15 protein-coding genes are annotated in these 21,386 nt (G+C 62.5%); 5 read left to right on the top strand and 10 right to left on the bottom strand.

The features are described from left to right. The first annotated feature begins 85 nt into the window (after nt 1-85). The 4 genes from R3P93_RS13345 to R3P93_RS13360 all read left to right on the top strand — a co-directional run bounded on the left by R3P93_RS13345 (nt 86) and on the right by R3P93_RS13360 (nt 3,873). Nucleotides 86-601: an LppA family lipoprotein gene (locus R3P93_RS13345; RefSeq protein WP_257216701.1), complete on the top strand. Its 516-nt coding sequence runs from the start codon at nt 86-88 to the stop codon at nt 599-601. 30 nt (nt 602-631) lie between these two features. Continuing rightward, nucleotides 632-1,009, top strand: coding sequence for a hypothetical protein (locus tag R3P93_RS13350; protein ID WP_317533275.1), 378 nt, complete (start codon nt 632-634; stop codon nt 1,007-1,009). Nucleotides 1,010-1,660: 651 nt separating this feature from the next. Continuing rightward, nucleotides 1,661-2,809 carry a hypothetical protein gene (locus tag R3P93_RS13355; protein ID WP_317533212.1) on the top strand — a complete coding sequence of 383 codons (1,149 nt, stop codon included), beginning with the start codon at nt 1,661-1,663 and terminating at the stop codon, nt 2,807-2,809. Between the two features lie 920 nt (nt 2,810-3,729). Beyond that, nucleotides 3,730-3,873, top strand: coding sequence for a hypothetical protein (locus R3P93_RS13360; protein WP_317533213.1), 144 nt, complete (start codon nt 3,730-3,732; stop codon nt 3,871-3,873). A 2,655-nt stretch (nt 3,874-6,528) separates the two neighbouring features. Here the strand turns inward: R3P93_RS13360 and R3P93_RS13365 are convergent. The 8 genes from R3P93_RS13365 to R3P93_RS13400 form a co-directional block, all read right to left on the bottom strand. Next, complete coding sequence (locus tag R3P93_RS13365) at nt 6,529-6,930, bottom strand: hypothetical protein (protein ID WP_317533214.1); 402 nt, start codon at nt 6,928-6,930, stop codon at nt 6,529-6,531. A gap of 245 nt (nt 6,931-7,175) precedes the next feature. Next, the gene (locus tag R3P93_RS13370) at nt 7,176-8,228 is read right to left on the bottom strand and encodes a GmrSD restriction endonuclease domain-containing protein (protein ID WP_317533215.1); all 1,053 of its coding nucleotides are present in this window, start codon (nt 8,226-8,228) and stop codon (nt 7,176-7,178) included. 327 nt (nt 8,229-8,555) lie between these two features. After that, entirely contained in the window at nt 8,556-9,710 is a 1,155-nt protein-coding gene (locus R3P93_RS13375) for a hypothetical protein (RefSeq protein ID WP_317533216.1), read from the bottom strand. Between the two features lie 6 nt (nt 9,711-9,716). Then, nucleotides 9,717-11,078: a radical SAM/SPASM domain-containing protein gene (locus R3P93_RS13380; RefSeq protein WP_317533217.1), complete on the bottom strand. Its 1,362-nt coding sequence runs from the start codon at nt 11,076-11,078 to the stop codon at nt 9,717-9,719. After that, on the bottom strand, nt 11,068-12,036 hold the full coding sequence (locus tag R3P93_RS13385) for a hypothetical protein (RefSeq protein ID WP_317533218.1): 969 nt from the start codon (nt 12,034-12,036) through the stop codon (nt 11,068-11,070). Before R3P93_RS13385 ends, R3P93_RS13380 begins: the two co-directional genes overlap by 11 nt. Continuing rightward, on the bottom strand, nt 12,037-12,870 hold the full coding sequence (locus R3P93_RS13390; RefSeq protein WP_317533219.1) for a hypothetical protein: 834 nt from the start codon (nt 12,868-12,870) through the stop codon (nt 12,037-12,039). Nucleotides 12,871-12,935: 65 nt separating this feature from the next. Further along, complete coding sequence (locus R3P93_RS13395) at nt 12,936-13,082, bottom strand: hypothetical protein (RefSeq protein WP_283347334.1); 147 nt, start codon at nt 13,080-13,082, stop codon at nt 12,936-12,938. Nucleotides 13,083-13,971: 889 nt separating this feature from the next. Beyond that, a complete protein-coding gene (locus R3P93_RS13400; RefSeq protein ID WP_317533220.1) occupies nt 13,972-14,496 on the bottom strand; it encodes a hypothetical protein in 525 nt (174 codons plus the stop codon). A gap of 727 nt (nt 14,497-15,223) precedes the next feature. Between R3P93_RS13400 and R3P93_RS13405 the strand changes: the two genes are divergently transcribed. Beyond that, nucleotides 15,224-16,174: a ParA family protein gene (locus R3P93_RS13405; RefSeq protein WP_317533221.1), complete on the top strand. Its 951-nt coding sequence runs from the start codon at nt 15,224-15,226 to the stop codon at nt 16,172-16,174. Nucleotides 16,175-16,366: 192 nt separating this feature from the next. On the opposite strand, the gene R3P93_RS13410 is transcribed toward R3P93_RS13405, so the two are convergent. Both R3P93_RS13410 and R3P93_RS13415 read right to left on the bottom strand, forming a co-directional pair. Continuing rightward, a complete protein-coding gene (locus tag R3P93_RS13410) occupies nt 16,367-18,256 on the bottom strand; it encodes a hypothetical protein (RefSeq protein ID WP_317533222.1) in 1,890 nt (629 codons plus the stop codon). Between the two features lie 1,301 nt (nt 18,257-19,557). Continuing rightward, nucleotides 19,558-21,249: a recombinase family protein gene (locus tag R3P93_RS13415; protein WP_317533223.1), complete on the bottom strand. Its 1,692-nt coding sequence runs from the start codon at nt 21,247-21,249 to the stop codon at nt 19,558-19,560. Nucleotides 21,250-21,386: the final 137 nt, after the last annotated feature.

Genomic DNA, 21,386 nt, shown 5'->3' on the forward strand with positions numbered 1-21,386 from the left:
ACAACCGACCGACACACGACCACGACGGTGGTCGACGGCAGTTGCCGTCGTCGCAGTCCTTACGTTGACAGGATGTGGATCAGACGTGCTCGACGATCCGTACGAAAAACCCAGCCCCGCCGTGACGGCGGACTCAGCCGCGGTCCTGGAATCGCTTCCGTCGCTCGAAGACACCGAGGTCCAGATTGCGAGCGCCGTCGAGCAGATCGGAGCCTATGTCGCCACTCTCGTACCGGGCATGGAGTGGACCTGGATACGAGACCGAAGAGGCGGCGGATGCTTGGGTCGATACGAAGACACGGATGGGAAACTCGTTTACTCGAAAAACTACGTGTCGCCGGGGCCGATCCCGGATGCGGTGTGGCCGGCTGTGTTCGAGCAGGCTCGTACTCTTGCCGCGGCGGTGGGCGCGACCGAGTACCAAACCTTCCACGATAATCCGGGCAATCACGAGGTTCGGTTCTACAGCCCGGAGGCCACATTCATCACAGTCGGAAGCTTGACTGCCTCAGTGATCTCCAGCAGCACGGGATGTCGACTGCCCCAAGCGAAAATGCCGGGGGCACAGGCTCCGCAACCTCCTGTCACGCCGAACCCATGACCATCCGCGCATTGAAGGGTCCCGGTGACGATGTTCGACAGCGCATTCGATGAGCTTGGCGTCAAAGTGCAACGCGCACAATCGGTCGTGCGCGAGATTCGTGGCGTCGGCAGAGTCAGCGGTATCACCGTCGAGGTAGACGCCGAGAACCGACTCGTCGCACTGCATCACCCAGATGCCGACGTAATCCTGGCTGCCTATCGAGCTGCGCTACTGGATAAGCAACCGCAAGTGGACGAGGCGATGCAGGCTGTTCTCAGCCATCCTGACGCCCAGGCCGTCACATCGTTCGTCGGCACTCACAATCCCGGCGGCCAAGCGGATCCGGTGCAATCGGGGCAGTCCGTCGAGGAGGACGACACCTACTTTGAAAATTTCAAGCAGGATCCACTCGGCCGGAATCGATGACCCGCGGGTCAGTTCTGTATAGCCCACGTTTAATGGATCGCTTCTTCTCTTCGTCGGGCGGCGTGCTCGGCTATGTCCAGATCAGCTCCGACAGCGATGTGCGCGTTGCGGTCTTGGCAACAAAGTTGTTCATTCGATGTTGGTCGTCGTCTGAGGCCATGATTGCGCGGTGCAGCAGCGGCTTCGACGGACCCGTCCTGGATATGCATCGATTCGGCAGTCTGAAAGGCCCGCGACGACATGCAGATGTCGGGCATTTCCTGGCCTAGGCTTCTATTGGGCCAAAGTCGGGATGAGTACGTCTGCTCAATCCACAACCTAGCGCTCAGCTGTGACACATCACCGAAGGCGACCGCCATGCCCGACATGAACAGCCTCGGCGACGAGAACGCTGACGGATTGTCACCCACGTCCCCTGGGTCAGGCTCCACGCTTGGTTCTTTCGGTGATCTTCGTGTCAACGGTCCATCCGAATCCAAGGTCATCGAACAGAATGGGCGGCCGGTGGCGGCTTTGGTTTCGATGGAGGACCTCCGTCGGTTGTAATGGCGGATGGAACCGGGCGGCAGGTCCGTCAGGGCTACCTCAGGGTGACCAAGCATTGTGGATTTGTGCAGGCGACTTTGGGGTTGGTCTGAATATCATTCGCTGATGGCCTCGAACTACGACTGGCTACCCGACCACCACCTCGGTGCTGTGGGGGCGCTGGCACACGCTGACGAGTTGATCGCTCAGGCGGGCGATCTGCTGTTCACCTACCAGGTCGAGTCGGGGAACGTAATTGAGTTGCGCGAGCAATCCGATGGTCTGGTCAACCAGCTCATCGTGGAATCACTGCTGCCGATACCGAGAAAACTGACGCTCGTGGTGGCGGATGCGATGGTCGCGCTTCGTGGCGTCCTGGAACACACCCTATTTGCCGAGATCGAGCACCGCGACGGGCTACTTGGCGATGAGTGGGCCAGGCTCGTAGAGATGCCGGCGACGCTCAATCACAAGGGATTTGAAGAGTGGAGGAAGCGCCGAGAGCGCAAAGGTCCTCCGTCGCTGGCTGCGGACGGTGACGTGATGCGGGCGATCGAGTCGCTGCAACCTTTTCAGCATCAGCTCAGGCCCGCAGAGCATCCGCTGGCGCGCCTGACTGTGCACACAAACCACTCTAAGCACCGTAAGCAGGCCCTCGCCGCAGTGCTACTGCCCGTGGTCTATCGGGAGGACCGCATCCCGCGGTCGTTCGCCGAACTGGAGAAACGCCCTGAGCGGCCGTTGGAGCTGGGCGAGGTCATCTTCACAGCCCCCGTGGGCGAGGTCGCGCCGCTGAGCCTGAACCCGACGGTCGGGCTCAACCGCCCGAATACTGACGACTGGCCAATCCTGATGCATGAGCTGAGGGATATTGCTGATTGGGTGCGCAAGCTGGCAGTACCTCGGCTCATCACATGTGGAGACCTGCCAGCGAGCGAACTGCCCGCGAGATTCGACATATCGTTGGGGTACAGCGATGAGCGCCTAGCAATAGCTGGGGGGTCCCACACCTCGGCGGTCAGCCGTCAGACAGATCGCTTGGTGGCCGCATCTGCGCGTCTGGATCTGGTGGATCTGTTCGGCTTGGTGCCGGGTGCGCCGGGCCCGGAGCAGATCGGTCGCTGGCTCTCGCAGCTATCGGACAAGCAGGTGATCGAGAGAGTGGATCGGCTTGAAGTGTTCAAAGGGCTTTCGTCCGCCTCAAGTAGCAAGCGAGCGCTGGATGTTCTCGGGGACATGCTCACAGAGGCGCTCGACTTTCTTAAGGCACCGTGAGAAGGGCGTCTCCGCGGTGCCGTTTTGGGCGGGTCTCGCAAGAGACCGGTGCTTCTGGACAATCGCCATGTCTTTGGCCGTGCGAATTCGAATTCTTCAGAAGCCGAAGGATCCCATGGGGTAAGCAGACATGTTCTCAGCGATTCCGACGCCCAGTTGGTCACCTCGTTCGTCAAGACCCACCCGGACCACCCGCGCACGCGGCGCAGACTGCTGAGGACGACGACGACATGTACCTCAAAGCAACCGACCGGACCGCTCGGTCGTAGTCGTTGAACAGTAACTCGTTCGTTAGCCCATATCCCACAGTGTGCGTCGGCCGCGCGTTCGGCTTGCCCGCCTGCTCGACAGCTCTGGCACTGTGCGCCCCGGACCTTGCAGGACGGGCTGGCGTGGATGCGGGGTGGCTTAGCTGCGGTCATGGTAAGGATAGAGTTTCGTTTCGTTTCGTTACATGTAACGAAACGAAATTATATGTTGACTCAGTGCGGCCTATGGCAGAAGGGAAACGTCTTGTCAGTTCTTAGCTGACTCGGCGAATTCTCTGGCGACCTGCGATATCGTTACGAGCTCTTTCGATCATTCCCGGCGGAGTGGACATCGCGCCTCTTTACACGCCTATTATGACCCTGAACCAAGAACACGCCGACTGCTCCACCGAGATTCATCAACCCGGTGTCGATAATACGAATAACGACGCCGACTATGGATTCAAGGACCAGCCCGTAAAGTCACAGATAATTCTCCCGGAGTAACTTCGAGCACGGCGTGTCCCCGTCCGCGATCGGCGCAACCGCGACCACCCCCCAACCGTCGAGTTCACTGCCGGTCCCAATTACCGGCCTCGATCGACTGCCTCGGGCTCCACCTGACCCGGCTATCAGAGCCGACAGCTGCCCAGGGTCAGGAGACCGACAGACATGGTCACCCGACTTGACTCAGCGGACACGATCGCCGCGAAGTCGGCCACTGCCGACACCCCGTACCGGCACGGAGAAGAGGTCGGCGAGCTCCTCGCAGCTCTCTCCGGGGGCGAGTTTCGGGCCGCCTCTCAATTCCGCTGACTGCCCGCAGCGGGGTCCGGCATCCGGCGTCTGGCGTCCGGACATCGATAGCGAGTTTCCAGCGCCCGCAGAGCTGCTGAACGACGTCCAAGCGGAGCCGTGACGTCACAACGAAAAGTCGCGCAGCAGTCCTCGGCCGCCGCGCCGAACCGAATCGACAGCGCGAGACCGAAGGGTCTTGTGGGATCGCTTAAAGACCGGTCAACGGGCTGTCGGGGCTCAGAGTGACGCTCCTTCCGCGGCTCCACCTGGTGCGCCTCGACACCGAGAATTGAAGTAGTCGAGTGTCGGAACATCCGACGAATCGAGACGGTCCTGCCGACACGAACTGGTCACTCCGCGGGTGCCGCGGGCGGCAGCAGCGGTCTCGACTTCCGGCCTCACCCGTCACAGCAACGCGCGCCAGGGCGCGATACGGGCCGGCAGGACGCATCCGCAGCGACGGGGCACGAGCGAGTGACCGCCCCGCCGGAGGGCCGCAGGACCGATGCCGGCCGTGTCACAGCAGCAGCGTCCCCAGGGCACCCCGCGGGGTCGACGTAGGTGAACGAGGGAGGGCGCGCCAGCGGCCGGAGGAGAGAGCCGAAGGCGATGAGGACCCGAGCGCAGCGAGTGGCGACGAGGCGCCAGCCGAGGAGGTCGTCCCGGCTCTGCCGGGCAAACAAGGGTGTAGTGAGCGAAGCGAACGGAACCCGCCGTGCGTCACGACTCCTTATGCCCTTTTAGTTTGGAGCCACAGCAACCGACCCAGAGCGTTAGCGGCGGGAGGTTGCGGCCGTGGCGATCTGGGGAAACATAGCAGAATCTCCGTCCTTGCGACCGGTCGCAGACCGGCGACAGCCGCCCGGAACGGGTGGTCGCAAGGACGGTATCGATGTCGTGTTTCCCCAGCATGGAGCGGTGACGCCTTGCGCCCTGTGAGCCAGGAACCTGACGCAGACGGCGCAAACCCCGTTTTTGGGTTTGTGGCGGTCTCAGAGCCGCTGGGAGCGCAGCGACTGGCGGGGCTGCACCCCATGGTGGCGTCAGGGTCACACGGGCCGCCCCAGCGGTCCGTCTCAGCACGGAGACACCGTGCCCGCGGCGTCAGCCGCGGTCCCCCGGTGGGTCTCTATCTCAGAGCAGCAGGCGGCCTCGGCCGCCGTCCCCACCGTCCGCGCAGGTGCAGTGGTCTCGTGGGTCCGATGCCCGCGCGTCAGCGCGCCCGAGAGAGTAGATGGCATCGGTGAGGGCCCCACGAGAACACGGAACCGGAGCGGTCCCGGCGCGAACAGGCCTCGGTGGCCGAAGGCCACTTCGACCCTTGCCGGGTCGGTGAAGTCCCTGTCGTTCCCCCGGTGTGGCGGAGAGTCTCGACCGCGCGTGAGCGCCGGCGGTGCCGCCCTCGGCAACCGCCTCGGGCACAGGCCTGCCGCAGCTCTTCGCGGCAGACCGTCACGGGCGCGCAGCCGCCCGGCCGCAGGCATCTCCCAGACGTGTCACTGCCCCGCTCGACGGGCTCCGAAGCCTCGCCGCAGGCGGCTTCGAGGGGTGATCCGGCCGCCCGGTGACGTCACAGCGTCGGTGGCCGTCCACGGTTCGGCCGCCCGCCTCAGCGGGTGGCGTGATCGGGGCTGCGAACGGTCGCTGCGAGTGGGATCTGACGGCCCGGCAGGGCCGCTCCACAGACTCGTCGAGACCCCGTGCGGCCTGCCAGCTTCACCGGCCGGCCGCACGACAGCAAGGTTGGGTCGGTCTCGCTTCTCGGGGCTGTCGCAGCCATCGGGCTCCGGGGGTCGGCTGCGGCCACAGGCCGCGGACGGAACGGTCACAGGCGGGCTTCTCCGGCGCACGTGGGTGGCGGCCGCAGCGCATTTCTGCGGACGATGGTGGCCCCCGGGCCGCCTGCCAGATCACCGGTATCGCATCGAATATCTGGTGCCCACGTGCGCCGGAGAAGTCTGTTTTATCGGTGTCGCGGAGTATTTCGTCTGTCCGCTTCGACTCGGTTTATCTCGCGTGGCTCAGAGACGTCAGTGAAACCTCTTTATGGGTCATAATCGGCAAATTGAGCCGCTCTTATTGGAGTCCGAACATTCACATTCAGTGCGAGAACATGTACTGCTTTTCGGTATTCGGCAGTTGTCCGAAATCGAGCGCTCCTATCCGCTGAAAAGTCGGTCTCGACTATCTTGGAACAGTATTTTTGTGCGTGCTGCGGGGCGATGGTGGCGATTCTGGACGTGACGAACGGCCAGGTCAGCGGCTTACGGCATGGGAATCGGCCATGCCTTGCTTCGGTGGGCAGCCTTGAGTCGGAGTGACCGTGCTGTAGCCGGTGTATATCCGTAGTCCCGCCGCTCTACATCCACAGTGCGTCCGTAGTCCCGCCGCTCTACATCCACAGTGCGTCCGTAGCGCCGCCGCACGTGGGCGAGAGCCTGTGGATATCCGTTGTATATCCGTAGTACCGGCTGTTGCACGGAAATACAGCGGCACAGATCGAGTTTGTCGCCGACACGGCGGTGCTTGTCGGCTGTCACCAGTGCGGCCACTGCGTTCGGCGGATATCCGGACTGTGTGGGAAAAAACAGAACCCGCACTCTGCCGGGGGCAGAGTGCGGGTTCGTGCGGTGGACGTGGTCCTTCGATCGGGTTCGTTGTGCTCCGTGAACGTCAGTGTGCGATCTGGTCGAGTTCGTTCACGCCCATTGAGGCGTACACGGGTACGGCGACCGAGGCGAGGCGTTCGAGCTGTGTGAGCACGCCGGCTGTACTTTCCAGCGCCATGCCGCCGTCGCCGAGCACCCAGGACATGGCGTCCAGGTCGGTGCCGCTCAACGTGACGGTGGTGTTGTGCTGCTCCGGATCCGCGAATTCGACTCCCACGATGGCGAGCTGGTCCGGCGTGATGTCGTTGAGCCAGGCCACGGCATGGAGTGCGTCGCCGATCTCTGCAGCGGATTCTCCGAGATCGATGGGGTAGGCCTGCCACAGGTTGGCGACCGGAAGCGTTCGTGCGGGGAGGACCAGCAAGGTCAGTGCTGCACGGTCGATCGTGGTGAGGGTGACAGTCATGGCGTTTCTCCTGCTCGAACGGCTCTGTCACGACGGCGGGGGTGCCTGATCGCGTCGATGTCGCTTCGAGGTCGGCTCCGCCGGACTCTGACGTCTGGCAGACGAACGACGATGTCTGCGGCCATCGAAATTGCGGCTGCGCCGTCTGCTGGCGCAGCCGGCGAAAAAGAAGACCCGCACCTGCTGCGGAGGCAGAGTGCGGGTTCTGGGTGAGAGTTCGGTCAAGAAGGGTGTCGCCACCGACGCTATTCGCAGCCGACACCGTCGCCGTCACCGTCGAACTTGGTGCTGAAGCCGGGTTCTCCGACACGAATCGGTGCGGCTCCAGCGGCACGAACAGCAGCGCAGTTCTTGTAGGTGACGTTCGACGGTGCGGGTGCCTCGACCGGAGCCGGCGCAGGAGCCACCGGTGTCGGCTCAGTGGACGGGGCCGCTTCCGCGACTGCGGCGGCATTGCCGCCGCAGTCGCCGAGAACCCGAACGATGGCATCGTGTTCGGGCGGGGTGACCCACAGCCCGTAGGCGGCTTTGACCTCGACCTGCCGCGACACGTAGGTGCACCGGTACGACTTGTTGCTCGGCAGCCAGGTAGCGGCGTCGCCGTCACCCTTCTGTTGATTCGCGGGGCCGTCGACGGCCTGCAGATTACGGGGATCGTTCGCGAAGTTCTGCCGTGTGACAGAATCGAGTTGCTGCGCACCGGTTTGCCACGAATTGCTAAGCGCGACAACATGATCGACCTGCACGTCCATCGAAGTATCGGCACCGCGAACGAAGTCGATGGTTGTGCCGGTGTACGCGTCGGCCAAGGTGCCGGTCAGCACCACACACCCATTGGATCCTGGCTTGAGGGTGACGTCGGCGAGATCACGACGAAGCAGATCGTTTCGCTGGTCACAGCCATTTCTCCCAAATTCGACGTCGACATCGTCGGTCCAGGCCTGGCCGAACAGGTCTCGGTCGTACCCGGTTTTCGGGGCTCGGCCCTTGATCGGCAGAGTGGCCAGCGTGGACAGGGATGCCTGTGCGCCGTCGGCGTTGTCGAGTCTCGCTTCGGGTGTCGTCGGGTTGGAGCCTGGGGGCGTCGGGGGTGCGTCGCTGGAGGTGGCAGTGATCGAGGCGCTGATTGTCAGCGCGGAAGTCGCCACTGCGTCCTGCGCGGCGGTCTCAGCGGTCCCCGTCTGATCGACGCAACCGACGATTAGCAAGCCGGACAGGACAGCGCCGATAACCCACGGCCAGTTCCGTCGCCCCTTCGGTACCGGTGTTGCGGGCGGCGGATATTTTAGATCGGACACAGCGGTGTTCTCCTATGAGCAAAACGTTGACGCGCGAGGTCCGTCGACACCGTATCGGGCACAGTTGGCGGCTGTTACTTCTGACCGAATCCGCGCAGCGCGTCAGCCGATGGCGTAGCCGAGTTGATGGGCTGCGGCAGGAGGGTTACATCGAGTCGATCGGCAAAGGAAGTTGTCCCACGTCACCGGGCCCAAACCTCAAGCAGGTTGCGCGAATCCACCGACCAACGCGGCGGTGAAAGGTGCGCTTTCCTCACAGTTTCCGGCATCCAGCAACACTTGACCCGTAGGTGGCCGAAGCAGTCAGCGGTGTCGGATGTGTATTGGTCATCGAGACCGATCACGTCGGTGACGACCTCTTATTGGGCGCAGTCGGGTTGTCCGGCGTCGGCGAACTACCAAAAGAGCGATGACCATGATCGTCGGGTAACCAACGCCAGCCAACAGAACTACGGCCAGCGATCTCGGCCCCGCATCGATGACCGCGTGGTAGGTGCCGAACAGCCACCGTGGAAGTGAACAGAGCGCGAACACGCTGAACAAGGTGTAGATGATCACCAGTACCCGGGCAAACCGCTGCACCGTCGTGTCCTGTGCTCGCAACGCGGTGAGCATAGCGCGTGGCGTTGCCCAGGTGGCGGAGACGGCGCGTGCCCCCATGGCGTCACGCAGAGCCCAGTAGCCGTCCGACTTTTCGGTGGGCCGCAGACTTGCGAGGGAGACGGTGCATAGGGAGAGTAGGACTATCGCCGCCATTCCATCGGAGTGCCAGAGGTAGGCCAGCGCAAGTGCCGCGATGAGGTAACCGTCGACAGCGAGGCCCGCCAGGTCGCCGCGTAGGCGGGTGGCCACCGGCTCGGATTCGAGGTGCGAGAGGTCGACATAGAGGGACGGGCCTGCGAGGTAGAGCCCGTAGCCGACCCCTGGCCGATCACCGCATTGCGCAGCCACGGCATAGTGCCCGGACTCGTGCAGGAGCAAGCGGACGGTCTGAGCCACGAACACGAGCAGGATCGCGGTGCCAGGACTGTCGAGCACCGTAACCATGGTGGAGGTCACAGGAAGCGCCCAGATCACGAACGCCGAGGCGAGCAAGAGCGTCGCTAATCCGAAGCCGACGGTGGCCTTGGAGGCCACTAGTCGGCCCGTGGCTGTCGCGACCCCCGCGAAGACCTGTTGCAATACCTGCGAATCGCGGCGGAAGTACAGGTCGGACAAGCTCGGTGCGTACGTCTGATGTCGTATCGTCCAATCAGCCGACTCGCCTTCCAGTACGCCGTGGTCGACGAGCAGTTGAATGGACCGGGCCGTCTCCTGGTCGTCCATGACTAGGGTCGGGGCACCGCCGGATTCCTCGTTGGCGACCCGAAGTAGGAAGTCATGGGTATCCCCGTCGACAACGAGGGGATCGCGGCCAGGCACAAGGACCACCGGATTACCGCGAAATCCGACGCGAACTCCAGGTGCGAGGGAGATGGACACCAGTGTTCAGGCGCTCATCATGTCGAGTCGGTCTTCACGTGCCAGGGCAACGACCTTGGAATCGAATTCCTCGGGAAACCCTGCACACACCCCCCAGACATCCAAGCTGTCCGGATCCAGCCTGGCACCGCAGCCGCCGCCGTGTGTGAGGGCGAGATTGCAGGTCTGGCAGTTCTTCAGCAAGTCGACTCGGCGTGCCCGCCATTTGTCCCATAGCGGAAGCTCGACGATGCCGCGTTTTGTGCTCATTCCTACAGCCTTGTCGGGCCGCCCGACCAGTTCGTGGCAGTTGTAGATGGCACCTTCGGGTGAGAAGTAGATGTTCCTTGCTGGGGCCCCGCACGCGTCGTACATCGGTCTGCTGATCACATCGCGGAGGTAAGCGGTCAATCGGCTCGAGGTGCTGCCGAGCGAACCGAACACTGCACTGTGTTCTCCGGAGACGAAGTCGCCGTAGCCGCGCTCGAGGAGGTATTCGTCGATCTCGATGGCGCTCATGTAGTGGTCGCCGACGCCGCGCTCCGGCGACAGTGGATCCGGATGGACATTCACGTGGTGAAACGCGACAAGTTCGTGCGCGAGGATTCCGCGCTCGCCGAGGAAGTCGATGAGTTTGGGCAGACCGTCGATGTTCCGGCGATCGATGTTGGGTCGTATCGCGACAGAGACACCTTTATCGAGGGCAAGCTCGATGTTGTCGATGATCGTGGAGAACGTCGGGGCGCCGGACAACGGGACCCGGCGGATGTCGTGGTATTCGGCGGTCCCGTCCACGCTGACGATGAGGTCGTTCAGCATAGAGGGGGAGAGAAGGTCGGCGAATTGGTGCAGGAATACGCCGTTGGTCGTCGCATGTGTTTGTAACCCTAGCTCGGCTCCCCCGAGGACAAGCTTGCGTACGACGTCCCCGAGTCGGGGCAGGAGGGGCTCACCGCCGAACAATTCGAGATGACTGACTCCGCGGGTCCCGATCAGCGAGGTGACCGAACGCAGGATCGAATCCGCGTCGGCCTCGGTGAGGTAACGCTGTGGGAGCGCTCGCATGCCTGTGTCGGCCTGGAAGCAGTACGAGCAGGCGAGGTTGCACGAGTTGGTGGTGACTACTGCGATGTTCGCGGCCTGTGTGTCGCTGACCTGGTCCGCTACGTATTGCTGGAACCATGTCACCTCGTCCTCGGCTGACATCGATGTGAGGTAGCCGGCTTCCAGGAGCGCGTGAGAGGTGTCGGCTTGTTCGTCGAGGCGTCCGGCTTCAATGAGGGCGACTACCCCGTTAGGAAGCACGTCCGCACGCTTGTGTGGAAGGTTGAGGAGTAACGAGGTGTCGTCGCCCAGGTCGGTGATCCGGGTGTAGTGACTAAGACGCATCGCGGTTTCCCCTGTGGGTTGGTGGGAGGCTCGCCTGAAGGCGGATACCAGTAGTGAGGCAGGTGCTCAAGGCACCCTCGGGTGAGTCGGCGCCGCTGAATAATCCGTCGGGGTTGATGTCGGTCCACCACATCTGCCCGGCAGTGTCGACGAGGATGTCGGCGGTGTACATCTCCTTGCGAAGTGCTCGGGCAATGTCGCGTGCCTGTTGCTCGATGAGCGGATGGGGATACGGCTTTCGGTCCATGTCCACGTAGCGGAGGTCGATGGCGGATTCCGGGGCGTTGATCGGTTCTTGCCATACCGATGACACCGTTCCGAAGGAGTAACCGACCCGGATTTCGGCTACCGAATTGATCCGGCGCTGATAGAACGCGGGACACGGCTCGCGAGACTCAGCGTGCGGAGGCGGTGCGACGACGGTCGTAGCTCGTCCGCCAGCGACGGATTGGTCGACGTCGACGGGCTTCCAAATCACCTGTTGCAGAACCGCGGGTGTGCCGATGACGGGGGTCGACGTGCCTATGACCGTTTCGAGGGTCGGCACGAGGTCTCGGATTTGCCGCAGGTTGCGAATCTTGTTGTCGACAGCTATCGGATCTCGCGACCATTTCGCCGGTTCGGAGTCATATGCCAGAGACAGCAGTCCGGCAATGGTGGAGTTCCATTGACGCTCGATGAACGCTCTCGCCGATGCGTCGGCTTCGGCGTCTGCGCGAACCAGTGGGGCCGGCGGAGAGCTTCGCCAGCGGCGGTAGACCACCACCGAGCAGTCTCTAAGGTCGGAGTCGGTCAGCCGGTCTTGACCGCAGGAAATCGACCAGCCCGTCTTCGTCGCGAGGATCGAGTACGCGTCGTGCGGAAGGGAAAGGGGAAGGTGGACTGATCCAGGGACCGCAGTCATCGCGGGTAGGTCAGGATCGTCGTAGTCGGCGAGGATGTAAGTCGCGGCTGCCATCTATGCCGACGTTCCGGTGGTGTCGAATAGTCGATACATTTCGGCTGCGTACACGATACTGCCCTCGAAGTAGTCTTTCGTTATCCCGCTGAATTCTGCGGGGCCCTCGTCGATCGCCGCATGCATGTGCTCGGCGACGTACCGGGCGTCATCGTCCATCTGGGGAAGTAAGACGGTCCGGGCTACGTCCAGCTGCGCGAGATCTTTCTGTGCAGTCAGTGGACCGCGCCACATGCGATTACCGGTGGTTACTTGCATAAGTTCGGCACTGTGCCATCCCAGGCGCGAGGATGCGTGTCCGCACAGCCGCGTTTCGCGCAGCCGAGTGTCCTCACCGATCAGCGCTTCGTAGATTACGGACTCAGGCTGGTTGTCGGCCGCGGAGGCAACATCCGTGAGGGTCCACTCCGAACTCAGCAACATTCGCTGGTTGACGCCGGCCCACCGGTCGATCGCAACGCCGCCGAGTCCGGTGTCGGAAGCTAAGCTTACGGCTACGCCGACGAGCAATCGGGCGGTTTCCGGATCCGAGTCGATCTTGCGTGCGTACGCCGAGGTGAGCCTCATACTTGCGGTGAAGGTGTCGATTCCCGCTCGGTGTTCGAGTCCCAAAACGAGGGCAATGATCTGGGCGATTGCGTCAGGCGGACGAATGAACGCGAGGTCGGAAATCAACCAGTCGAACAAGGGCGTAGTCGTCTCGATCCCGAACTCGCGACAGCGCTCGCGGAATGCAGTGCTGCGATCACCTGTGATGGTGTCCGAGAGCAGCCCCTCGAGAATCTCGGACCATGCTCCGGGTTCGCTGAACTTGCTGAATTTTATTTTCGCCATGGATGACCTGAGCTACACCGAGAGGTGACACTAGGCATTAGTGCCACCTCTCTAGCATGCAGGAGCTAGTTGCCGTACGACTTGTACTTGCACATCTTGCCGAGGCCCATCGTGGTGCGCGTGTCGCTGGGTGTCACAACACTCTTGAGGAAGGTAGGCGCGTCGGCCGCCTTCGTGGGCGTCGTAGCCACAGTCGTCTTGTCTGCAGACATTTCACATTCTCCGTATCGCTTCGAGGGAATTCTTCTCACCAAATGCAGGGATATATTCCCATTGGGCGTAGATGGCAACAATCATTCGATCAGTCGAAAATTGACCCATTGGCGTCCCGCGAGGCACCATCCCTCCGCTATCCACGGATGACGATCTCGATCGCATCGTCCAGGCTGCGATTGATGTCTTCGACGAACAGCATCGACGCGCTCACCCTCCGGTTCATGGACGCCTAACGATCGGACCCGGCTGGCACGATCTATGGCCAGCTGAACCATCGGGACTGGAATCGAAGTCGACATCATGTCCGGCAGGGGTGACCTGTCAGAAGCCGTGGCAGGACCGGCGACTGCCGTTCCGGTTCGACTTCGACGATTTTGAGCGAAAAAACCTGTCGTGGCGCGGCATCTCTCCCCCTGGTGCCGTGAGCAGCTGTGCGCCCGAACTTCACCATTCGTAGTCGACCAGTGCCACTCACCGGGCCGGTGTGAAATCCGTATAGCTATCGGCGATGACGCTTGGGGAGGAAATTAGATGACGCGTCACGGCGATGAGAAGCCTTCTCAGCTGCCCTACCGCCGCTGGGACTGACCCCTACGAGTCAGACATTTAGACCACGATCGGGATGTACTGCGAGTCGCGCGGTGATTGTGTCGACTCACTGAACCACCCGGACCGGACACGAGAGCGTTTCACGAGCGCTGCTGAAGAGCGGTGGGCAAATGGCGGGGAAAGACGGCGCACTACTCGGATCGATCTTCAACGATGGCTTGATAGTTGGTCAACTTAGCTTCATCCCGGTTTCGATGACGGCCGCAACGGCAGTGGCGGCGATCGGCTCCGCTGTGGCCATGATCGCGGGTCCGAGTGCAGCGTGGTCGCGGCCGGTCACGCCGCCCACCGACGCGCGGCGGCGCGTGCGAGCTCGAGTACGGGCTCTATGGAGCGACCTTCGGCGACCCATTTCGCTGCGCTGCGGTCGTCGAGGTCGGCAAGAGGACTACGCAGCCAGGTTGCGCAGGTCCAGGCGTCGGCTGTAGCGCACAACGTCGACCACAGGGTGAGCAGGTCCGGGTACACCGTTCCCGAGTCGGTGAACTGCCAGGTGGGATAGACCCATCCGCCGCCGTCGAGCTGGCATGCGATCACGGCATCGGTGGATGATGCCTTCGCGACGGCCTGTCGACTCACGCCCCACCACTGAGTCAGGCTTGAGGTGTCGTAGAACGGACCGACAAGCTGGTCGTAGATCTGGCCGGTCGGCAGCGCCGAGGTCATCGACGCTGCGATTGCCTCAATGTCGGCGAACACCTCGGCAGGGACACCGGAGGCCCGGGCGTCGGCGAACGTCCGGTGGACCGAGTGGATGAGCAACGCGAGCAGCTTGCGTTCCTGTTCGGCGAGAGTGCTCATAAGCAGTCCTTTCTCGGTCGATTAAGTCAATGCAATTGTGACCGTAGCGTCAACCTTCCAAACGCATGATGGAGTCGCGGCCGACAAGTCCGACGACGGCTTCGCCATCAAGGACGTGCAGCGAACAGGTCCTGGGGTAGATCCAGGACGCGATCGTCTACACAACCCCGATCTGATCGAATCCCAAAAGGCGGCGGCCAGGCCCTCGAGACAGGTCAGTTCGGCGAGGAACAGGACGAACAGAAGTGACGTTCACCGGGGATCGCGGCCCGAGCCGCCGAACACCCCCCACGCGGGAGCGGTAGGAGCGGACGCTGTCGCGCCAGCACACTCACCGTTAGCGTAGCGACAACCGCTGCGCCGCCGAACCAATGTGAGTTATCAGGATGGTCACCCCGTCCGTCCGTCGCGGACACTTCCGCCCTGGAACTACGCCCAGCGGGGACGATGTCACGGCAATTGAGACGCAGCAAGAGGCGGCGCACCAATACATCGAGAATTAAAATGCGAGGCCAATGCGGACCGAATTTAATTTCATTTCGTTACATGTAATGAAATGAAAATAGGATCCCCCTAGCAGTACCACGCCCTCGGGCGGTGGACGCGTCAAAAGACAGAGTCGCACAACAATTTTAGACGCGGTTGACCTAACTGGTCACGCGACCTGTTTGACTTAACCGACGATAAGTTGAAGTGGGGCCCAGTTCCTCACTGACGGAGCACGCACATGCACCACGGATTGTGGCGCGCAACTCTCGCCTCGCGCGAGACGACGCGGCGAGAAGGAGAGGCTGTAGTGACGGAATCGATGACGAAGGAACTGAATCGCGTAGTCACCTTTGCCAACTGCAAGGGCGGCACAGGTGCAACCTCCACGGCCGTGAACGTCGCCGGCCTTGCCGCGGAAGGTGGGTGGAGAACACTGTTCATCGACCTCGATCCGCATGGCAATGCGGGGCATGATCTGGGCTACTACTGGGACGGCCGGGGCGACTCCGGCAAGCTTCTGCGCAGCGCACTGGTGACCGGCTCCGCACTCGTGCCTGTCATCCCCGATGTTCGACCCGGCCTCGACGTCATCAGCGGCGGTGAAGCGCTGGACGATTGGGAGTCAGAGATCACCGGTCGTGCGCATCGGTCACGCCACCACCAGAGCCTCCTCGCGGAGGCGCTCGCACCCATCGCCCCCGACTACGATCTCATCGTCTTGGACACCCCGTCGACCCGTCCGACGTTGATCCAGCTCGCATTGGGCGCCACCCGCTGGATCGTGGTGCCCACCCGGGCCGATCGAGCCAGCATCGAAGGTTTGCGAGTGCTTTCGCGACAAATCGAGACCGCCCGCGATGTGAACCCCGACATCGAGCTTCTCGGCGTGGTTCTGTTCGACGTCGCCACCTCGGACAAGGCTGTCAGTCGCAACGCGGCCTCGGACATCGAGTCGGCACTCAACGGCGCAGCACCGCTGCTCAAGGCGGTCATCCAGCACGCAGGGAGCTGTGCAGTGAAGGCCAGGGAGAAGGGAGGGCTCATACACGAGCTCGCCGACCAGGCCGATGACGCCGAACAGCTTTCGGAGGAACACCGACCTGGGAGCGCATCTGCCCTTGCCGAGGACTACGTGACGCTCAGCCAGGAAGTCCTGCAGCGAATCCAAGATCTCGAACACGCGAGATGAACGAAAGGACCCCTGTAATTCTGCGTTCGTTCAATCTTCCGCACTTGCCGGCAATTCGCGGGCCGGCAGTAGAGCGGCTTGCCCAGCGTGCACCGCGAACTTTGATCGAGCACGCCGTGCTGCGCGACCGTGACTTCAGCCATCTCCAGTGCGACGCCGGCGGATCGGTCCATGATGCGTGAGCTGCAACCGTCAGCTCGGTGCCGCGATGACCGCACGGGGCTGGTTTCGTAGCAGGTCCAACGATTCGAGGTCGGGATCCGGCGTCGGTGGACCGGCTGCCAAGGTCGCTGCCCATATCAATTCGGAGTCGCGGGCATCGGAGTGCGGATCGGCCCATCCTGTCACTTCGCACGCCCGCTGAAGTGCACCACGGCTATCGGGTGATGTACCGGAACGGCTTTCCAACCAGGCGTGCCACACAAGTCGCTCGGCGCGGTGGCGGACGACCCGTTGGGAGGCGACAAGATCGAGGCCCGCGTCGTCTGCGACGTCGTCGAGAGTGCGCTCCGTGGCAGCGACGGCACCTCGGGTCCTGGTGATGAGTCCGGCAATGCGCAGATCGGTCAGGGCCGAGTAGCCGGCAGAGGTATTGAGCTTTGCAGCGGCGAACGCGTCCTTCACGGTGAGCGCGTGACCTGTGTGGATGAGGTCATAGAGCACCCGAGAGCGCAGACCGAGCACACTCCATGCGTGATGCACAGGTGCGACCTGCGCTCGTTCGAGTGCCACCGCGCTGGGGTCGCGCGCTGTCGCCGGTGTCGTCAAGGCGTACCGGTCCGGGAGTTGGCCTGCGCCACGCGCGACTCGCAGCACGGGTGAGCCGGGCGTCTCACGCAGAACCCGTAGCGCCGACCACACGCTCGCCTCGGACATGAGCCCAGCGGCGTGTGAGAGCCCACGGCCGCCGATAGCCACCACTGGTACACCCTCCACCAGTTCGCCTGCGAGAGCGGAGCTGTAGGCCAAAGATTGGACGACTGCGAGCATCGCGTGGCGCTGTCGTGATGCTAGGAATTCCTGATCGATCCATGTGTTGGCAGAGGCAAGCCATCGTCGTCGGATTGGATCGTCACGCAATCGATCGATACCTCCGTACCCCCCTGTGTGCTTGTTCTTGTGCTCGCGAACGCGGAATTCGGTCGCAACGGTCGCAGCCCAGGTGAGCGCTTTGTTGACGTCCGACCGTAGGGAGCGCGCGATCTGGGCGGAGTTCTTGTATCGGTCATAGGCTTGGCGCAGGCCCGCGTATTCGTCGGAGCCGATAAGACTTTCGATGTCTGCTGCTGTGGCACCACGCCGCACCAGGGCCGTAATGACGGACTGACGCGCCTCGGAGGGCGAGTCCCAGCGGCCGCGATCGAACTCGCCGGCGCGCGCGAACGCGGCGACCGCGGCCGGGATCGGGCTCGTCTGACAGAACCGCGGATGCAGCCTGCGTGTGTCGTCGACACCGACGAGATGGGCGTCGCGGGTCAGCGACGCCTGCACGGCCGCGATGCGGGTACGAGGCCGCGAGGTAGTAATACCGCCGAGCAGTTCGACCATGCGGGCGACGACGCCGCGATCGGATCTGAGAGTGAGGGCTTCGACGGCGTCGGGAAGTGCGCCGACGAGTTGCCTGTGCCCACCTTCTTTGCACAGTGACCCCGGGGCAGTGATGCACCCGTGCGTGGCGTTGCGCATCGGAGTTTTGTCGAATGTCGGCAGTCGGGATTCGAGCAGGGACAGCAGGGTGGTGAAGTCATCGACCTCGAGTGATGTGCCTGCGGCCAAGGGCACGAGCACATGGCGACCGCCACTGGTGGACCGGTCTGCGACGGTCCGAGCGCCGCATTCGTGCAGCCACGAAAGGACGCGTTCGACGTCAGCTTGTACTTGCGCAGCGCCATGCGTTTTGGCGTCGAAGTCGAGCGCCAGCAATTTCGTGCGGCGCTGTCGGTCGTAGATGGGGATTGCGGCGGGGTAGTCGGGGAGACGCGACGTTCGAGGTCGCGGAGAGTTGAATTTGCCGCCGCCATCGGGCTCGGCCAACCGCATCGATTGACGGGCGGCGAGCAAGGGCGAGAGCAGCTTCCACACGACCTCGGGTGTCGGCCGCGCGACACATGAATCAGCGACGGTTGAAATTTCGTCAGGGCAGGAGGTACCCTGAGACGTGTCTGGCAAGACAGTCCCTTCTGGGGATGCGCAACACTGAGATTTGAGCTTGCAACTCGCTTCTCGCAAACTTCGATAGAGACCCCCGCCTCCTGTTGCTTCAGGCGCGGGGGTTTTCTTCTGTCGAGGCCAGCCGTGTTGCTGAATGTTGATCAAGATCGCGCGTAAGCGTTCCTGCAGTGGAGATTTCGTTTAGGAGACTTCGGGCAGAACCCTGCCGAGGCAACACGGGCGAATTGAGTTTCGGATCAGGCTGGTGTTGTCGTAGTGATTCGCCACTTCTTCCCCGGCCCCACGCGCTCAGCACCGGGAATCAGCCCCTGCGCCAGGTATCGGCGCAGCGAACGCAGGGGGATTCCTTTCAATTCGGCGTAGTCCCGCGCGCTCAACACTCGAGGCGCGCATTCGTGCGTAACCGCTTGACCACCATTCGCGGCGGTTGAATCTGACCGACTTGGCCTATCTGGATCCCCGGACATGATCTCACCCTAGGTTGAAGTCGAGGTGATCGCAAGAACTGAAATCGCTTGTCGGAGAACAGCTATACAAAAATATTACTCACGCGGAAACTCCTAAACCCTCCGTTTCGCTAAGGCTTCGCAGGTCGTAGCGGTCACCGGCATGGTCGGCGACCGCTACAAAGTTATTCGTTGAGTTATTCAGAAGACAATGTCGAATCCTGACCGCAAAGTCACGCGCGGACCGGCCCGCTGATGATTCGCGACGCGCACGGTCCTGAGGCAACGAGGAATATTCGGGTAGGCCTGCGCGGTACCGCAGATGCGCTCGATAGCTAAGACCGCCACCTCGAAGCTTCCATCGCAAACGCATCATCGGTTGCACCTACGCAAAATTCACGTGCGCGCATGTACTCAAAACATCTGTCTCCGTGCCGAAGTCGTAGCAGAGAACATAGATAACCACCTCGCGCTGCTTGGCGAGTCCGCTCCCTACGTGCGTTTCGACACCGCTGTCGGCGGACTTAACGGTGGCCCGTGCATGTCGGCCTGAGCGAGGGGCCGCTCGGCTTCTGTGGCTGTGTTCTCGAACACGCGAACGCGGCTAGGACGGAACGACTGAGCCCGATCAATGATTGGAAGCAGACGAGATCAACGACGGAATTTCTTGCATGCGAGATTGTCTAGGAGGAGCGCGTCACCGACTGCTGGCGCCGAGACCCACAGCGCTCGAACACACACACCGAGTCGACGCGGAGCGTGTCTCTACTCCTCCACGACGCCCGGTCGTGACATCCCTTGCCGCATGTAGACCGCAGCCAGGGCATCCGGCAGCGCGCCCAGACCTGCATGCGCCCAAGCCCCCGCATCCTTGTACTCGGCCAGAGCCCCGACTGGTCCCAACAGCACGCCGCTAGCCAGATCCGGTGCCAGCGTCTCGACGTCGAGGGCGTCCAGCACGGTTCGCGTACCGACGCTGTGTGACCGCCATGTCACACGCACGTTGTCCCGCAGCCATACGTTCCGCGCTTCAGACGTAGACGAGGCCCACCAATCGTCGAAAGACTGTCCAGTGCCCTCGTACCGCCATCCGGCGGTCTCGGTCGGCTGCGCCTCAAGCGCTGTTTGCCGCTCGGTCAGCGCCACGATCCTCGCGTTCAGACGCTCTCGTTGCGGCGTGCCCCTCCTGAACGAACCCGTACCGATCTGGTCAGTGAGGTCGGACAGAATTTCGCCGACTTCGGCTAATTCGGTCGCGACGTCACTGCCCGGCATCCAGGTTCGCACCGTCCGCTCCATCTCGCCGAGAGTTCTGAGAAGCTGCTCTTCGACCCGACCCTCGGCGTCCTCTGCGGTGACAGTTCTATTTTCGCACTGGTCCTTGTACTGCGCTGAAGCACAACGGTATCGAGATTTTCGTCCAGTCCCACCCTTGAGTCGGTAGGCAGGCCGTCCGCACACCCCGCAATAGATGACCCGCAGCAGTAGGCCTGTCGAACGCACTGTCGGCTCCGTGCGGTTCTCACGGCCGGACAGCTCAGCGGCGAGGCGATCGAACGTCTCACGCGTCACAATCGGCTTGGCACGCACGAGGGGAGACCCATCGGCACCCACCACGATTGTTTCGGGACCGAAGACTTTTTTGCCGTTTGGATCTCTCATGGCCTCGCCCAGTTCATCAACACGCGGCTCGCGGGTCACGATGCGACCGAGGAGCGTTGGAGACGTCAGCCCCCGCTTGAGAGGGCCCGAGTGCCATTCGTATCCGGCCGGTTCCCGGCCCCTCGACTGCGCGAAGCGATCCTTCGGTGTAGGTATCCCGCGGTCGGTCAGGTCGTGGGCGATGGCGCGCAACGGCTCGCCCTTGAGCACTCGCTCGACAACCTCGTCGATGACCTCTACCTGCACGGGGTCTTGCACCAACCGCCATTCGCCAGCAGCGCTTTTCTCGGGCAGGAAGCCCCAGGGCGGAACTCCACCTCGCCATTTGCCCGTCTCGTAGTTGTGCTTGAACGCGTTCGCATTACGCTCCGTGATGGCATTGAGCTCCATCTCTGCGACATTCGCCACCAGAAGCGCGATAATTTTCCCGAACGGCTGACTCAGATCGAGAAACGCCTCAGTGGCTGACACCAGCGTGACACGGTGCGTCTCGGCCCATTCGATCAGCTTCGCCAAGTCCATCAACCTGCGCACGATCCGATCCATGCGGTAGAAGACGATCACGTCGAAATCGTTGTGACGTGCATCCAGCCAGGGGCCGAGTTTCGGGCGAGTGAACGGTGACGTCTTGCCAGCGGAGACGTCTAAATCGTCGGCAACCCCCACGACGTCATAACCCCTGCTGTCACAAAGCTTTCGGCACTCCGCGAGCTGGCGCTCCGGCGATGTAGTTGCCTCTGTGACACGCGATAGCCGGACCACGATCAGTGCCCGAGGCGCTACTCTCCCACCCATCTGTCGAATACTACGTCAACGGGTGTAAACCTCGACGGCGGACTACTCCGCGGTCGACATGCCATCGTCCTCCACTCCGAACAGAACGATTCGAGTCTTCAACTCCTGCAGTGCGTTCTCGATCATCTCGATTCCCC

Source organism: Rhodococcus cerastii (genome assembly GCF_033042195.1).
GTDB lineage: Bacteria > Actinomycetota > Actinomycetes > Mycobacteriales > Mycobacteriaceae > Rhodococcoides.

What these genes read in the sequence shown, in the direction of transcription:
- R3P93_RS13415 (WP_317533223.1), bottom strand. Translation starts at nt 21,249, where the DNA reads ATGGGTGGGAGAGTAGCGCCTCGGGCACTGATCGTGGTCCGGCTATCG.
- R3P93_RS13365 (WP_317533214.1), bottom strand. Translation starts at nt 6,930, where the DNA reads ATGACTGTCACCCTCACCACGATCGACCGTGCAGCACTGACCTTGCTG.
- R3P93_RS13355 (WP_317533212.1), top strand. Translation starts at nt 1,661, where the DNA reads ATGGCCTCGAACTACGACTGGCTACCCGACCACCACCTCGGTGCTGTG.
- R3P93_RS13360 (WP_317533213.1), top strand. Translation starts at nt 3,730, where the DNA reads ATGGTCACCCGACTTGACTCAGCGGACACGATCGCCGCGAAGTCGGCC.
- R3P93_RS13385 (WP_317533218.1), bottom strand. Translation starts at nt 12,036, where the DNA reads ATGGCAGCCGCGACTTACATCCTCGCCGACTACGACGATCCTGACCTA.
- R3P93_RS13390 (WP_317533219.1), bottom strand. Translation starts at nt 12,870, where the DNA reads ATGGCGAAAATAAAATTCAGCAAGTTCAGCGAACCCGGAGCATGGTCC.
- R3P93_RS13380 (WP_317533217.1), bottom strand. Translation starts at nt 11,078, where the DNA reads ATGCGTCTTAGTCACTACACCCGGATCACCGACCTGGGCGACGACACC.
- R3P93_RS13395 (WP_283347334.1), bottom strand. Translation starts at nt 13,082, where the DNA reads ATGTCTGCAGACAAGACGACTGTGGCTACGACGCCCACGAAGGCGGCC.
- R3P93_RS13400 (WP_317533220.1), bottom strand. Translation starts at nt 14,496, where the DNA reads ATGAGCACTCTCGCCGAACAGGAACGCAAGCTGCTCGCGTTGCTCATC.
- R3P93_RS13405 (WP_317533221.1), top strand. Translation starts at nt 15,224, where the DNA reads ATGCACCACGGATTGTGGCGCGCAACTCTCGCCTCGCGCGAGACGACG.
- R3P93_RS13350 (WP_317533275.1), top strand. Translation starts at nt 632, where the DNA reads ATGTTCGACAGCGCATTCGATGAGCTTGGCGTCAAAGTGCAACGCGCA.